At 63.1% G+C, this 12,598-nt stretch carries 22 protein-coding genes; 8 read left to right on the plus strand and 14 right to left on the minus strand.

Annotation, left to right across the window (positions count from 1 at the left end; genetic code table 11):
* Positions 1 to 23: 23 nt before the first annotated feature.
* Both DPM33_RS12625 and DPM33_RS12630 read right to left on the minus strand, forming a co-directional pair.
* Complete coding sequence (locus tag DPM33_RS12625) at positions 24 to 242, minus strand: hypothetical protein (protein WP_112097773.1); 219 nt, start codon at positions 240 to 242, stop codon at positions 24 to 26.
* An 18-nt stretch (positions 243 to 260) separates the two neighbouring features.
* Positions 261 to 746 (minus strand): hypothetical protein, encoded by a 486-nt coding sequence (locus DPM33_RS12630; protein WP_112097774.1) that lies wholly within the window; start codon positions 744 to 746, stop codon positions 261 to 263.
* Between the two features lie 374 nt (positions 747 to 1,120).
* On the opposite strand from DPM33_RS12630, the gene DPM33_RS12635 reads away from it, so the two are divergent.
* Entirely contained in the window at positions 1,121 to 1,345 is a 225-nt protein-coding gene (locus DPM33_RS12635; protein ID WP_112097775.1) for a hypothetical protein, read from the plus strand.
* A 50-nt stretch (positions 1,346 to 1,395) separates the two neighbouring features.
* Here DPM33_RS12635 and DPM33_RS12640 read toward each other — a convergent pair whose 3' ends face one another.
* Positions 1,396 to 2,289 carry an alpha/beta fold hydrolase gene (locus DPM33_RS12640; RefSeq protein ID WP_112097776.1) on the minus strand — a complete coding sequence of 298 codons (894 nt, stop codon included), beginning with the start codon at positions 2,287 to 2,289 and terminating at the stop codon, positions 1,396 to 1,398.
* Positions 2,290 to 2,318: 29 nt separating this feature from the next.
* The gene (locus DPM33_RS12645; protein ID WP_112097777.1) at positions 2,319 to 2,552 is read right to left on the minus strand and encodes a DUF6894 family protein; all 234 of its coding nucleotides are present in this window, start codon (positions 2,550 to 2,552) and stop codon (positions 2,319 to 2,321) included.
* Positions 2,553 to 2,717: 165 nt separating this feature from the next.
* On the opposite strand from DPM33_RS12645, the gene DPM33_RS12650 reads away from it, so the two are divergent.
* A complete protein-coding gene (locus DPM33_RS12650) occupies positions 2,718 to 3,437 on the plus strand; it encodes a Crp/Fnr family transcriptional regulator (RefSeq protein WP_112097778.1) in 720 nt (239 codons plus the stop codon).
* A gap of 19 nt (positions 3,438 to 3,456) precedes the next feature.
* Here DPM33_RS12650 and DPM33_RS12655 read toward each other — a convergent pair whose 3' ends face one another.
* A complete protein-coding gene (locus tag DPM33_RS12655; RefSeq protein WP_112097779.1) occupies positions 3,457 to 3,756 on the minus strand; it encodes a DUF982 domain-containing protein in 300 nt (99 codons plus the stop codon).
* A 205-nt stretch (positions 3,757 to 3,961) separates the two neighbouring features.
* Entirely contained in the window at positions 3,962 to 4,138 is a 177-nt protein-coding gene (locus DPM33_RS36185; protein ID WP_167449042.1) for a hypothetical protein, read from the minus strand.
* Positions 4,139 to 4,314: 176 nt separating this feature from the next.
* Between DPM33_RS36185 and DPM33_RS12660 the strand changes: the two genes are divergently transcribed.
* Both DPM33_RS12660 and DPM33_RS12665 read left to right on the plus strand, forming a co-directional pair.
* The gene (locus DPM33_RS12660; protein WP_112097780.1) at positions 4,315 to 5,334 is read left to right on the plus strand and encodes an SDR family oxidoreductase; all 1,020 of its coding nucleotides are present in this window, start codon (positions 4,315 to 4,317) and stop codon (positions 5,332 to 5,334) included.
* A gap of 17 nt (positions 5,335 to 5,351) precedes the next feature.
* A complete protein-coding gene (locus tag DPM33_RS12665; protein WP_112097781.1) occupies positions 5,352 to 5,657 on the plus strand; it encodes a hypothetical protein in 306 nt (101 codons plus the stop codon).
* A 24-nt stretch (positions 5,658 to 5,681) separates the two neighbouring features.
* Here DPM33_RS12665 and DPM33_RS12670 read toward each other — a convergent pair whose 3' ends face one another.
* Complete coding sequence (locus tag DPM33_RS12670; RefSeq protein WP_112097782.1) at positions 5,682 to 5,864, minus strand: hypothetical protein; 183 nt, start codon at positions 5,862 to 5,864, stop codon at positions 5,682 to 5,684.
* Positions 5,865 to 5,943: 79 nt separating this feature from the next.
* Complete coding sequence (locus tag DPM33_RS12675; protein WP_112097783.1) at positions 5,944 to 6,534, minus strand: NAD(P)H-dependent oxidoreductase; 591 nt, start codon at positions 6,532 to 6,534, stop codon at positions 5,944 to 5,946.
* Positions 6,535 to 6,847: 313 nt separating this feature from the next.
* Here DPM33_RS12675 and DPM33_RS12680 point away from each other — a divergent pair, with 313 nt between their 5' ends.
* Positions 6,848 to 7,885, plus strand: a complete 1,038-nt coding sequence (locus tag DPM33_RS12680; RefSeq protein WP_112098037.1) for a YihY/virulence factor BrkB family protein — start codon at positions 6,848 to 6,850, stop codon at positions 7,883 to 7,885.
* Positions 7,886 to 7,900: 15 nt separating this feature from the next.
* Here DPM33_RS12680 and DPM33_RS12685 read toward each other — a convergent pair whose 3' ends face one another.
* Positions 7,901 to 8,113, minus strand: coding sequence for a hypothetical protein (locus tag DPM33_RS12685; protein WP_112097784.1), 213 nt, complete (start codon positions 8,111 to 8,113; stop codon positions 7,901 to 7,903).
* A gap of 181 nt (positions 8,114 to 8,294) precedes the next feature.
* Positions 8,295 to 8,807: a YciE/YciF ferroxidase family protein gene (locus DPM33_RS12690; RefSeq protein ID WP_112097785.1), complete on the minus strand. Its 513-nt coding sequence runs from the start codon at positions 8,805 to 8,807 to the stop codon at positions 8,295 to 8,297.
* A 275-nt stretch (positions 8,808 to 9,082) separates the two neighbouring features.
* Here DPM33_RS12690 and DPM33_RS12695 point away from each other — a divergent pair, with 275 nt between their 5' ends.
* The 3 genes from DPM33_RS12695 (at position 9,083) to DPM33_RS12705 (ending at position 10,266) form a co-directional block, all read left to right on the plus strand.
* Positions 9,083 to 9,355 (plus strand): hypothetical protein, encoded by a 273-nt coding sequence (locus DPM33_RS12695; protein ID WP_342634337.1) that lies wholly within the window; start codon positions 9,083 to 9,085, stop codon positions 9,353 to 9,355.
* Positions 9,356 to 9,739: 384 nt separating this feature from the next.
* Positions 9,740 to 9,949: a cold-shock protein gene (locus DPM33_RS12700; protein WP_112097787.1), complete on the plus strand. Its 210-nt coding sequence runs from the start codon at positions 9,740 to 9,742 to the stop codon at positions 9,947 to 9,949.
* 122 nt (positions 9,950 to 10,071) lie between these two features.
* Positions 10,072 to 10,266: a hypothetical protein gene (locus DPM33_RS12705; RefSeq protein WP_112097788.1), complete on the plus strand. Its 195-nt coding sequence runs from the start codon at positions 10,072 to 10,074 to the stop codon at positions 10,264 to 10,266.
* A gap of 236 nt (positions 10,267 to 10,502) precedes the next feature.
* Here DPM33_RS12705 and DPM33_RS35805 read toward each other — a convergent pair whose 3' ends face one another.
* From DPM33_RS35805 to DPM33_RS12720, 4 genes are all read right to left on the minus strand, one after another.
* Complete coding sequence (locus DPM33_RS35805) at positions 10,503 to 10,709, minus strand: hypothetical protein (RefSeq protein WP_146770233.1); 207 nt, start codon at positions 10,707 to 10,709, stop codon at positions 10,503 to 10,505.
* Between the two features lie 92 nt (positions 10,710 to 10,801).
* Positions 10,802 to 11,365, minus strand: coding sequence for a cysteine hydrolase family protein (locus DPM33_RS12710; RefSeq protein ID WP_245442110.1), 564 nt, complete (start codon positions 11,363 to 11,365; stop codon positions 10,802 to 10,804).
* A gap of 46 nt (positions 11,366 to 11,411) precedes the next feature.
* On the minus strand, positions 11,412 to 11,951 hold the full coding sequence (locus DPM33_RS12715) for an inorganic diphosphatase (protein ID WP_112097789.1): 540 nt from the start codon (positions 11,949 to 11,951) through the stop codon (positions 11,412 to 11,414).
* Positions 11,952 to 12,080: 129 nt separating this feature from the next.
* Complete coding sequence (locus tag DPM33_RS12720) at positions 12,081 to 12,284, minus strand: CsbD family protein (RefSeq protein ID WP_112097790.1); 204 nt, start codon at positions 12,282 to 12,284, stop codon at positions 12,081 to 12,083.
* Positions 12,285 to 12,598: the final 314 nt, after the last annotated feature.

Consider the following 12,598-nt stretch of genomic DNA (forward strand, 5'->3'; position numbering starts at 1 on the left):
TCTTCTCCGTGATTGGAGGCGGGTCAGCTCTCCGCCTTCATGGTTCGCGCGATCTCGAGCAGCTTGTCGCGGTCATGCCCGTGCTCGCGGATCAATTCGCGCGCCTGCTTTGGCGACAGATCGGTGTTTTCCGCCAGGAACCGCACATCGGGATCGTCGCCGCCCTTGGTCGGCAGGTTGCCGGTCGCCGGCGCATGGGCGGCGTCAGGCCGGTTTGGGATGTTGTCGTTTGCCCGGGTCATCGCAGGGCTCCTTTGCTTTCAGTTCGCCGGCTGCCCGCGGCGCGCTTCCTTCTTGCGGCGCAGCACCTCGTCGGTGCCGACGATGTCCTTCGCGCCGCCGCTGATCGCGGTCGAGACCACGGCCGGCGGATCGCTGGCCGGAAAACTGTCCTCGAGGCCCGACTGCAACTGCTCTTCCAGCGTGCCCGGATTCTCCGACCGGCCTTCGGTGCGGCGCTCCTCGATCTGTTCCAGATCTTGCTTGGCGTCGGGGTGCTCGCGCACGTTGCGCAGCGTCGAAACGATGAGCTCGACGGCGAATTCCTTCATCGCCTCGGCATTCGGCGCTGCGACGTTGGTTTCCTCGATCAGCCGCACCAGCGATTGCTCGATCTTGTCCAGCTCGCGCATGCCTTGGCCCGCCAGTTTCTGGGCCAATGACTGGATCAGCAGCGGACCGAAGGTCGAATAGGCCTGCATGCGGGTCTCGTCGACACGTTCGGGATGAAGGGTATGCAGGGACATTGGTGCCTCCATGAAACATCCTGCTGCGGCGGCCTTTGAGGCGCCGGTCCTAGGGGAACTGGAGCAGGCGTAAGATGTTCCATTGCGGATGCAGCGGCGGAGGAAATAACGTTCGTCAAGCGGGCATTGGCAACCGATGTTCCGGCCGCAACATTTCGTGACCCCTGATCAGACTGAAGTCCGACCGAGACAACGCATTGGGCTGGCTTGTGCAACCTATGTGCTTTCTGCGAATTGGTGTGCGGCCGACGAGAAAGCCCCCTCCATCGCCGGCCATTCTGGTGCCCGCCGATCGCCCCCCGCGCAATTTCGGCGGGCACCAATATCCACAAACGAGAAGGCCGCGAGAGTCGGCTTCGGAGCGAGACGACGTTTTGACCTATATCTACGCCAAGCCCGCCCGGCAGGACGCCGAAAGCCTGCCTGCCAATGACAACAACCATGCCACCCGTGCCGACCTTTCCTTCCTCGATGTCATCAACGACGAGGACGAGGTCGCCGACATTGCCAGGCGCGCCGAGCGTCTCGGCCACGTCACGCTGATCGCCATGGCGATCGGCCTGGCGGCCCTGCCGGTGCTTTGCCTGATGCTCGTGTGATTCGGGTCGGACGGCGCTGCCGCGCGCCAATCTCCCGCAATGGTTGAGCGCTAGCGTCCGGAAAAGAAGGCGTCGAGCGTGGCCGCCGTCTCGATCGGCGATTCCTCCGGAAAGAAGTGGCCGCCGGGCGGGGCGCCGCTGCTGACGTCGTCCGCCCAGTTTCGCCACAGCGCCAACGGTCCGCCCTCCTGGCCGTACCATTCCGCCAGCGCGCCATGCTCGCTCCACAGCGCCAGCATCGGGCAGCCGATGCGCCGGCCCGCCTCCCGGTCGGCACGGTCGTGCTCGCGGTCGAGTGAAGCCGCCGCGCGATATTCCTCGCAGATCGCATGGATATGCGCCGGGTCGCTCAAAGCATCGACATAGGCCTGCCGCACGCCGGGCGGGAACGCGTCGGGCGCCGATCCCCAGCCGGCAAGCGCATTGTCGACGATGGCCTCGGCGGCGGCCGCCAGGATCGTCTCCGGCAGCGGTTCGGGCTGCGCCAGCAGCGACCACGGCCAATAGCCGAGCGCCAGCCTTGCGTCGGCACGGTCCCAGGCATCGGCGGTCGGGATGATGTCGAGCACGGCGAGCTTCCCGACGCGGTCCGGATGGTCGAGCGCCAACCGGTAGGCGACGCGCCCGCCGCGATCGTGGCCGGCGACCATGAAGCGCTGAAAACCGAGCGTCTCCATCAGCGCCACCATATCGGCTGCCATGGCCCGCTTGGCGTAGGGCGCATGGTCGGCGGAGGATGGCGGGCATGAGCTTTGCCCGTAGCCGCGCAGATCGGCGCAGACGACGGTGAAATCGCGCGCCAGGCCGGGCGCCACGTCGCGCCACATCAGATGCGTCTGCGGAAAGCCGTGCAGCAGGAGCAGGCCGGGCCCGCTGCCGCCACGGCGGGCGAAGATCCTTGCTGCGCCCGTGTCGATCTCCAATGCCTCGAAATCCGCGAACATGCTCGCCTCCGGCGAATGGGATGCTGGCCTCAGCTCCAGGCCGAGTGCAGCGTCAGCGAAGCCTCGAATATCTGCACCTTCTCCGCGTTGCGCAGCTTGACGGTGATCTTCAGCCGCTCGGCTCCCGGCGCCTCGTCGCGGGCAACGTCCTGCAGGATGCGCAACGCTTCCAGGCCGGCGCGCTCGCGATTGGCAAAAAGCTGCCCCTGGTCGTCGACCTGGCTATGCTCGGAATTATAGAGGTCGAAATAGTAGCGTTCCATCGTTGAAGCGTTCCCGGCCGTTCGCAAGGTTCAATCCCCGGCCGCGATCATGGTTCCAAGCATTTGATCCTGAGGGGAAATCCATGTGCGCCGCTGCCACGGCGCACGGCCGCCTGCAACCAGCCCCGCCCTGCGGCGTTAGCAGTTGCGAATGGAGGACGCCGGATGCTGGAATCGCTTTATCTCAACCTCGGCCAGCACGACGCCTTGTCGGAGGAAGAAAAGGCGCTGCTCGCCGGCGCCATGTCGCTCGAAAAATATGTCGCCGCCGGCGAGGATATCGTGACGGAAGGAGCCCGCCCGATCCACAGCACGCTGATCGTCGACGGCCTCGCGGCCCGATACAAGGTGCTTGAGGATGGCGGGCGCCAGTTCACCTCGCTGCAGGTCGCCGGCGACTTCGTCGACCTGCACGCCTTCCTCTTGAAGACGATGGATCACGGCATCATCGCGCTGTCGCCCTGTCATGTGCTGGCCGCCGAGCACGGCAAGCTCAAGGCGATCACCGAGCAGGCGCCGCATCTTACCCGGCTCTTGTGGCTGGATACGCTGGTCGACGGCGCCATCCACCGCGAATGGATCGTGGCCATGGGCCGCCGCTCTAAGATCTCGCATCTCGCGCATCTGATCTGCGAGCTGTTCGTCAGGCTGCAGGTGGTGAAGAAGACGCGCGACATGAGTTTTCATCTGCCGCTGTCGCAGGCCGAGCTCGCCGACGTGCTCGGCCTCTCGGTCGTCCATATGAACCGGGTGATCGGCACGCTGCGCCGCATGAACGTCATCAACTGGACGAGCCACCGGATCGTTATCCTCGACTGGGAGCGTCTGGTCGCGATCGCCGAGTTCGATCCGACCTATCTCAGCATGACGCGCGAGCCGAGATAGGTCGGCGATAATTGGATATCTAACTGGGCGGCGCCTTGGAGCGCGACGAGAGCTCGTCCAGCATGGTGAGCGCCGCGCTTGGCGAGGCCGGTTTCAGCAGGCCCTGTTGCATCGCGACCTTCTTGAAGGCGGCAAAGGCGATCGCCGGCCGGCAGGTGCCCGCGATCGCGTCATCCACCAGGCGGACCGCCTCGAGATAGTCCGGCGCCTCCTTGTTCCTCCAGGTTCCGGCCAGCGCCGTTTTTGCTTCGGCGACCGTGGTGACCAGCATCGATCCGCCGCTGATGAAGCGGATGGTAAGTGGCAGAAAACGGCTCATCTCTGTTTCACCACCCCAGCCATTCGCGGGTGCGCAAGGCAAGGCCGACAAAGGGCGCGGCCGTAATCACCGCGGCGGCGAGGACGAAAAGCGGATTGTTGGTAGGCAATGATTTCATGATGCACCATAAAAAGGGGTTGGCGGTAAACGATGACTGTGCCGGTCGGTTGCATCCGGCGGGCAAGTCCGCGCTAAAATCCTGATTTTACATATTGCTCGCGGGCCGGATCGGCGGCGCCGGCCGATGCGGTGGCCTGGGACGCGGCCTGAGCGGCACCTCGGCCAGCGAAGCGCGGATCACCCTGACGGGGACCGGCGGCATGGCGGCGCGCCGGCGCAGCAATGCGGCCGAGAGGCTGCCGATAAAAATTCGAACGTCCATGGGACTCCTCCTGAAGAGTCCCCCCAGGGACGAACGGTTAGCACCGCGCAGCGGCGGCCGCATTTAACTTTGATGTATGCCTGGGGCCGCGCCGAGATGCGGCAAACCGGCCCAACCTTTTCCCAACCCAACCTTTTTGGCCGGCAGGCGTTGTCCCTTCAACAAAGGAGAATGTCATGCCGACCAGCAGCCGAACGAAATCCGACGCCGCCCGGAAATCAGGCGCGGCCAAGAAGACGGACACGCGGAAGACCGCGCGCAGGCAGCGCAGCGTCCAGCGCAAGGTCGACGCAACCGATCGCCGTAAACCGAAGCCCAGAGCGTCAGGCGCGATGCAGGCCGGCGCCCGCCGCTACCCCACGCCGCCTTTCCCGAAACAGCACCATCCCAAGCCCGGCGAGGAATGGGCGATCGAACCGGCCCCGCTCTATGACGCGCCGTTCTGGCAAGGGTCGGGCAAGCTGGAGGACAAGGTCGCGCTGGTCACCGGCGGTGACTCCGGTATCGGCCGCGCGGTGGCTGTTCTGTTCGCGCGCGAGGGCGCCGATGTCGCGATCGTCTATCTCAGCGAGGACCGCGACGCCAAGACGACGAAGCAGGCGGTCGAGGCGGAGGGCCGGCGCTGCATCATCTTGCGCGGTGACGTCGCCAAACGCGCCTTCTGCCGCAAGGCGGTGGCCGAGACGGTGAAGGCTTTCGGCAGGCTGGACGTGCTGGTCAACAACGCCGCCTTCCAAGTCCACTCGGCCGACTTCGCCGATCTCACCGAAGCGCATTTCGACACCACGCTGAAGACCAATCTCTACGGCTATTTCCACATGGCGCAGGAAGCCGTGCCGCACATGAAACCGGGCTCGGCGATCGTCAACACCGGTTCCGTCACCGGCATCGAAGGGTCGAAGGAGCTGATCGACTATTCGATGACCAAGGGCGGCATCCACGCCTTCACCCGCGCGCTTTCCGGCAATCTCGTCGGCAAGGGCATCCGTGTCAACGCGGTGGCGCCGGGGCCTGTGTGGACGCCGCTCAACCCGTCCGAGAAGGAACCGGAAGACGTCTCGCAGTTCGGCGCCAAGACGCCGATGAAGCGGCCGGCCCAGCCGGAGGAGATCGCGCCGGCCTATGTGTTTCTCGCCTCGCCGCAATGCTCCAGCTACATCACCGGCGAGATCTTGCCGATCATCGGGGGTTACTGACCTATCAGGAGGATCCCATGAAAAAAGCGCTTCTCATCGCAGCCCTCACGCTGATCCCGGCGCTGCCGGCGGCGGCCCAGACGGCCGCCCAGCCGATAGATCAGCTGACGCAGAACTGCCAGGTCAAGCCCGACGCCAACGACGAGCAGCAAAAGCAGAAGCAAGAGGCCGCCACGGACGAATTGTCGAAGCAACTCGGCAATTGCGGCGGCGTGCTGAAGCCGCCGCCCACCGGCGACCAGAACGCCGCTGAACCGCCGCCGACCGGCAGTGAGATGCCGGTGATCAAGCCGGGCGAGGTCCCGCCTCAGACGAGCAAATGAGGCCAGCCTCGTCGACGATAGGAGTCAATGCTTCCGCTTCCCGCCTTGAACCCCTTTTTCGACCGGGGCATGGGCCTCGCGGATCAACTGCAGAGCCTCGTCGCGGGTGAGGCCGCATTTGCGGGCAAAATAAGCCGCCTCCTGGATCTCGGCGCGGGAGGCTGCCGCGGTGCCGGAAGTGGGCTGCCTGTTTTTCTTCTTGGCCATCGGTTCACCGCGCCATGAATCACTTAGTCAGCTAATTATATATCGATTGTCCCGCGTTGCAAATTTCGACGGCGTCCGCTCAAAATCGCGCGAACCGCTTCTCCACCTTGCGGGCGAACTTCACCCGCTCCTCGTGGGAGATGCTTTCCACCGAATATTTCGCCAGATAGAGGTGCTTCTCCGTGCGTCCGCACATGGATTTCAAGCCGCGCAAAAGCACCTTTCTGCCGGGGTCCTGCATATAGAGCCTGGTGTACCACCATGGCGATCCGGTGGTGGTGACCACGCCCATCCGGCGGATGTTCAAGAGCGCTGGTTTGATCATGCCGCCATCCGTCGGCAGTTCGAAGGCCACGCCCGGCCGCCACACGCGGTCGAAATATCCCTTGAGCATCGCGGGCATGCCCGACCACCAGGTGGGGAAGAAGAACACGCAGGCTTCGGCCCATTGCAGCGCGTCGATATAGACCCGCAGATCCGCCGGCACCGGCGACGGACCGGCGTGCCCCTTCAACTCCTCGACCTGCATGACCGGATCGAATTTCATGGCGTAGAGATCGAAGTCGACGACCTCGTCGCCCCTGGCCTTCAGGACTTCCACGACGTGCCGGTGAAGCGACGCCTGGTAGCTGTCCTGTGCCGGATGCGCGTAGACGAGATTGACCTTCATCGCATGCCCCCACGCGCCTCTGATCCTGTCTTGAGGCTAGTTCAACGCCGTTGCTCTGCCTAGTCGTGCGTTGGACATCGACAGGCGGCCGGAACCATCGCGCCGGCACCGGGTTGTGCTCAGCGGGCCGCGTCAGCCGGACCTGGTGGCAAAGAGAACAGGGCTGGTTTCTCCGGCTTCACGCCCTGGCCAACGAAAAGGCAGTCGAGCTCTTGTCCCACCCGGCCCGCTCCGTATTGGGCTTGGGTAGAAAATGGCAGAAAAGACGCAACCCACCAGAGACGGCGCCCCTGTCGCGTCCGAAATGGCGACGATGCCGGGCTGGGTCGACGAAGGCTGGATACTGCTGAAGGAAAGCGTCACCGGCTACATCAACGACAATGCGCTGAGCCACGGCGCGGCAATGGCCTTTTACGCCACCACGTCGCTGGCGCCGATCCTGCTGATCGTCGTTGCGATCGCCGGCTTCGTCATCGGCAACGATGCCGCCCAGCTTGCGCTGTCGGCCGAGATATCCGGCGTCATGGGCCCGCAGAGCGCAGACCTGCTCAAGGCCACGATCGAGACCGCCGCGCATCGCTGGTCGGGAACGCTTGCCACGCTGATCGGGCTGGTGACGCTGTTCATCACCGCGTCGGGCGTCTTCGGCGAGATGCAGCAGTCGCTGAACGAGATCTGGAAGGTGAAGCCCAACGGCGTGTCGCTGACGCGCATGGTCAGGGCAAGGGCAGCGAGCCTCGGCCTTGTCGGCGCGCTCGGCTTCCTGCTGCTGGTCTCGCTTGCCGCCAGCACCGCGATCTCGGCGCTGGGCGAAATCATCAACCGCGGCCTGCCCTTCGGCGAACTGATCGTCAGCGCCATCAACACGGCCGTCTCGTTCCTGCTGATCGCGTTGCTCTTCGCCGCGATCTACAAGGTGTTGCCGGACCGGACGCTGAAATGGCGCGATGTCGGCATCGGCGCGCTGGTCACGGCGCTGCTCTTCACCATCGGCAAGTCGCTGATCGGCTGGTACATCGGCACCAGCGCCATCGCCACCTCATACGGCGCGGCCGGCGCGCTGATGGTGGTGCTGGTCTGGGTCTACTACTCGGCGCAGATTTTCCTCTTCGGCGCCGAGATCACGCGCGCCTATTCGGTGCGCCGCGGCAGCCGGCGCGATCTGGCGCCGGTGGTGGCGAGAGCGAATGACCGGGCTGCAGCCAAGCCCAGCGCAACGATGCCCGTAGCCGCAGCCGGTGTTGGCCCGCGGGCGCCGCGGGCGTCGGCATTTGATAAGACCGGCATATGGATTGTCGTCAGCAGCCTGATGACGCTGCTGGTGGCGGGATATGTGCGCCGCGGGGACTGAAGCCGTGAAGCCGTTCTATTTCCGCTCTTCCCGCCTCTTCTCGATCTCGTAGGAAAGCCAGCGGCAGAACATGCCGATGATCGAGGCGGCGGCTCCGCCGAGCAGGCAGGCGATCAGAATTGAGCTTTTCGAGGCGCTCTCCCAACTGACGGTCGCGAGCAGGATAACGCTCACCGTGGAGATCACGTAGCCTGTGCCTTTGAGCAGATGGAGCGACGACCTGGTCATGCTGGGTTGCCTTCCAGATGGAATAATCAAATCCTGGTCCGGTTCCATTCGCCCTACAGGCAACGGCCGCCGCCATTCGATTGAGCGATGCGTGGGAACCAACGGCAACGAGCCCCGGTGACCCGCCGGGGCTCGTTAAAAGCTGGGCCGAAGAGAAAGTCCGGCCGTCGACTGACCGCGATTATGCGGCTTCGGCCGCGAGGTTGACGGCCGATTCGGCAAGCTTGGTCAGCGCGACGTCCGTCTCCTTCTCTTCACTCAGCGTCTTGTCGAGCAAGGTGACCGCTTCGGTCAGGCCGAGCTCCTGCGCCCAGGTCCTGAGCGTGCCGTAGCGCGAAATCTCGTAATGCTCGACGGCTTGGGCGGCGGCCAGGAGACCGGCATCGAGCGAAGGCGAGCCCTTGTATTCGTCCATGATCTCGGCGCCTTCCTCGGTGATGCCCATGATGGCGGCGCAGGTCTTGCCTACCGGCTTCTTGTCGATCACCTCGAAGACCTCCTCGAGACGCGCGACATGTTCCTCGGTCTGGGTGCGATGCTTTTCGAAGGCTGCCCTCAACGCGTCGTCCTGCGCGGCCTTCGCCATCTTGGGCAGCGTGGCGAGAATCTTCTTCTCGGCGAAATAGATGTCCTTCAGCGTGTCGTGGAAAAGTTCGTTCAGGCCTTTGTTCGAGGCCGCTTTCGTCGTCGCCATTTCCGCATCTCCTGGCTGGGGTTGGATCACTACCAACACGAAGTCACGGGACTTGTTCCACCAAGAAAATCCGTGCGCGCCTGGCTGCAAATGATCAATTGGCATTTTGACCTGGGCGAAGGTTCGGACGCCGCGGATTCTCCGGTATGCGCGGAGCTGCTCGCCTTTGCATTTCTTTGATTTCGTTTGGAACTTTTTGCCAGGGCAAGCGCTGTTCAAAGCAGTTGTTTCTAAAACTGGCAGGGAGTAAGCAAATGAATACCAAAATGCTTTGCATGAGCGCGATCGTGTTTTCACTCGCCACCGGCGCGGCGATGGCCAGCAGTGCCAAGGGCACGTCGGCACTGGACGACCCGCAAAAGATGTCGCCCTTCTTCACCGACGCCGGCATGAAGACGATGAGATCCGGCGACGAGTTCAAGAAGGCCTGGCTGGCCATGACCGAGGAAGACCGCACCTCGATCAAGAAGGACTGCGGTGACGACACCATCGCCAAGCAGCACGACGATTTCTGCAAGATGACCAAGCAACTCGGGGGCGCCAACTGACGATGCCAGCCGATCGGTGGTAAGGAACGGCGGCTGTCTCGGCCGCCGTTTCTGTACGCGGAAAGGCGCGGCCCGGGATGCCAGAGCCGCCGCCGCGCATCAGCAGCCGGCAATCTGGCGCGGGCCGCGCGCAGCTGTCGCGGGGAGGCGGCGCGGGAATGTCGAGCGCCCGCCCTAAGCCGTTGTACGAGGCGTACGGAAATATTACGCGGCCTTACCTTGCCGTGAATGAAATCGAGCGCTATATATCCGCTATCGATCTTGTTGAATGAACGTTGTTTTTCGGGCGCTGCCCTGACGATTTTTCCTCTCAATTTCGAAGATTGTGACGTCCGGCGAGTGAGCCGGGCGGAAAGATTTGGCGTCGATTTGAAAGGAAATCGCATGACTACTGGAACAGTAAAGTTCTTCAACGCAACCAAAGGCTTCGGTTTCATCGAGCAGGGCAATGGGCAGCCTGACGTGTTCGTCCATATTTCGGCGGTTGAGCGCGCTGGCATGCGTTCGCTGGTCGAGGGCCAGAAGGTGAGCTTCGATGTCGTCAAGGATAACCGCAGCGGCAAGAGCGCGGCGGAAAACCTCCAGGCGGCCTGAACCCAGGTGGCCTAAACCATGCGTCGGCGCCCTTGATCACGGATGTACTGACATCGGCGCCGAGGTTTTGAGGGAAGGTCGGGTTCGCCCGGCCTTTTTCATTTTGCACAGCGAGGTAACACATGGCTGAGATGAATGTGTTCAAGCCGAAAGGCGACGCCAAGAACGACGCCACCACGAAAACCGCGCGCGCCATCATCGATGGCGAGTCGGCAGCCAGGATTGCAAAGACCGCGCGTCTTCGCGAGGCCCGGCTGGCGCAAGGATCGATCGAAGAGGCGCCAAGAAAAGCGAAGAAAAAGGTGGCAGGCAAGTAAGCCTGGCCTTCCGATCCTGCCGCCTTCAGGCGCGGTCCGCGCATCTTCGGAGATGTCGGAGCGGTCACCGTCACATCGGGCGATCAAGGCAATTGGTTCCGAAGGGGCTGACCTTGCCGATGTTCACGATGAACTTGAGCTCATGCTTGGGCCAATGCCCATCGGGCAGAGCCGATCGCGCTTCGCGTGGCAGGTCGCGACATCAGCGGCGATCATCGTGCCGAACGGGTCTTGCGTCACCGGAAGCCGAGGAAGCCCAATATGAAAAGGACGATGACGACCGCTCCGACGAGCCAAATGATGTTGTTCATGTCTTCTCTCCAATGTTTGAGCGCCGCGTAGCCGCTGAAGTCGATTCCTGCGGCGACGCGCAGCTTGTCCCCTTCAACCAACGGGAGCAGGTTGCTTGCGTTCCCGCCTTCGGCCCACGGTCCAGCGCGCATCGGACCGAAGTCTTAGCGGCGGCCGTCACGGCCGTTCTTGGCAGTCGATACGGCGGACAGATGGCGTGCCGCTTTCGCTATGCAGTCGTGGTCTAGATCCAGAAGTCCAGGATTTCATCCACGGGAGCGACCTCGACGTGATGAGAGTATCGTTTGGTGAATAGCCTGAGGATGCTCTCATAGGCTTCGTCGGAGGTGCTGCAGATCGCGTCTGCGGCTAGGACCGTGCGGAAGCCGAAATCGATGGCTCCGAGCAGCGTGGCCAGGACGCACATGTCGGCCTCGCCGCCACTGACGATCAGGGTGTCGACATGGTCTGCGGTCAGTGCGCGTCGCAACGTTTCGCCGAACCACGGCGAATAGACGGGTTTGTCGAACTGGAGTGCTGGCGGGACGAAGACCTGCAATTCCTGCGCCAGTTCAATGATTTCGGCTCCGGCATTTTCCAGCGTCATCTCGCTCCAGCGTTCGTAGTAGCTTCGCCATTGGCCATGTCCGTCTCCGGGACGCCGCGCGGGAATGAACCGCGTGAAGATGGTTCGCGGCGGCCTCTTTTCGATAAGCCGGACCACTTTAGGCAGGGTCTGGGGAAACCACTCGACCGCCCATGGCCCTGGAGGCATGAACATGCGTTGCATGTCGACGCAGATATGCATCGCGTTCAATGGGATAGGGCGAGAGATAGGCATAGGCTGCGCGCGCTCAGCCAGCAAATTTGCGTTTGAAGGATTTCATCCCCTTCTTCAGCGACGTCCGCGCCTCGGCGGCATCCTGCCAGCCCTTGACCTTGATTTTCTTGCCGGTGCCGAGCACCGAAGAAAGGAAGAACTGCTCGATCTCGCGGCGAAGCTCCCCGGGCACATCGGCCGCTGCCACCGGCTCATCCGGCGCGTCTTCCTTGCGCGGGCAGAAGATGAACCTGTCGTTGCGGACCTTCGAGCCGTCGGGATCGCGCTGCCTCAGTCTCAAGGCGCCGAGCAAGTCGCATTTTATGACCACGCCCGGCGCCGTGGCGGCCTGATGGATGACCAGTCCGTCCAGCGGGTCACCATCGTCCCCTAGGGTCGAAGGCACGAAGCCCCAGTCGTACGGATAGGTGTTTCCGACGGGAAGAGGGCGGGAATATTCGAACACGCCTGTTTTCGGCTCATAGGCCAGCTTTACGGCGGAGCCGCGGGGTGTTTCCACGACGACGCGAAACAGCTTGCGGCTCGTCGTGGGAAGTTTCGAATAATTGGTCATAGCGCACCGCAAACCGCCAAAGTGATGCCAACTTGAACCTCTGAAACGGCTGAATGTTCCGGCGCCGAGAGCTGCTCGCAAAAAAGGGCGCTGCCGCGCGGCAGCGCCCTTCGCTTCAGGGCTCGGCTGCTACCAGCCCTGCATGCTGTACCAGTCGTCGATGTCGCGGCGTACGCGATCCTTCTCGAGACCGTAACGCTCCTGGATCTTGCCTTCTAGCTGGTCGCGCTTGCCCGCGATGCGGTCGAGGTCGTCGTCGGTGAGCTTGCCCCACTGTTCCTTGACCTTGCCCTTCATTTGCTTCCAATTGCCTTCGACGCGGTTCCAATCCATTGCCGGACCTCCTGTTGAACACTGATGGCTAACGGCAGCGCGGTCGCGAGGTTCCTGCCCAAAAGCTTTTCTCCGGCGTGTCAGACCCAAGATACGGGAGTCCGGCGAGGCTTCATCCGGCCGTCGCAATGATCCGGCAAATTAGCAGATGCTGAAGGAATGACCTTCCGGTCGGCATGTTCCCAAGACCTCTCTGCCCGGCGCCTGGTCCGGGCTTCTTTTTGGGCGCCGGTTGGAGCGGGTCCGTGGATGGCCACGGCGTCCTCAAAAATCCGCGAGCGGCGGAACATTCGCCCGGTGCCTTTGTTCTTGCA

The sequence above is a fragment of the Mesorhizobium hawassense genome, from assembly GCF_003289945.1.
GTDB classification, from domain to species: Bacteria; Pseudomonadota; Alphaproteobacteria; order Rhizobiales; family Rhizobiaceae; genus Mesorhizobium; species Mesorhizobium hawassense.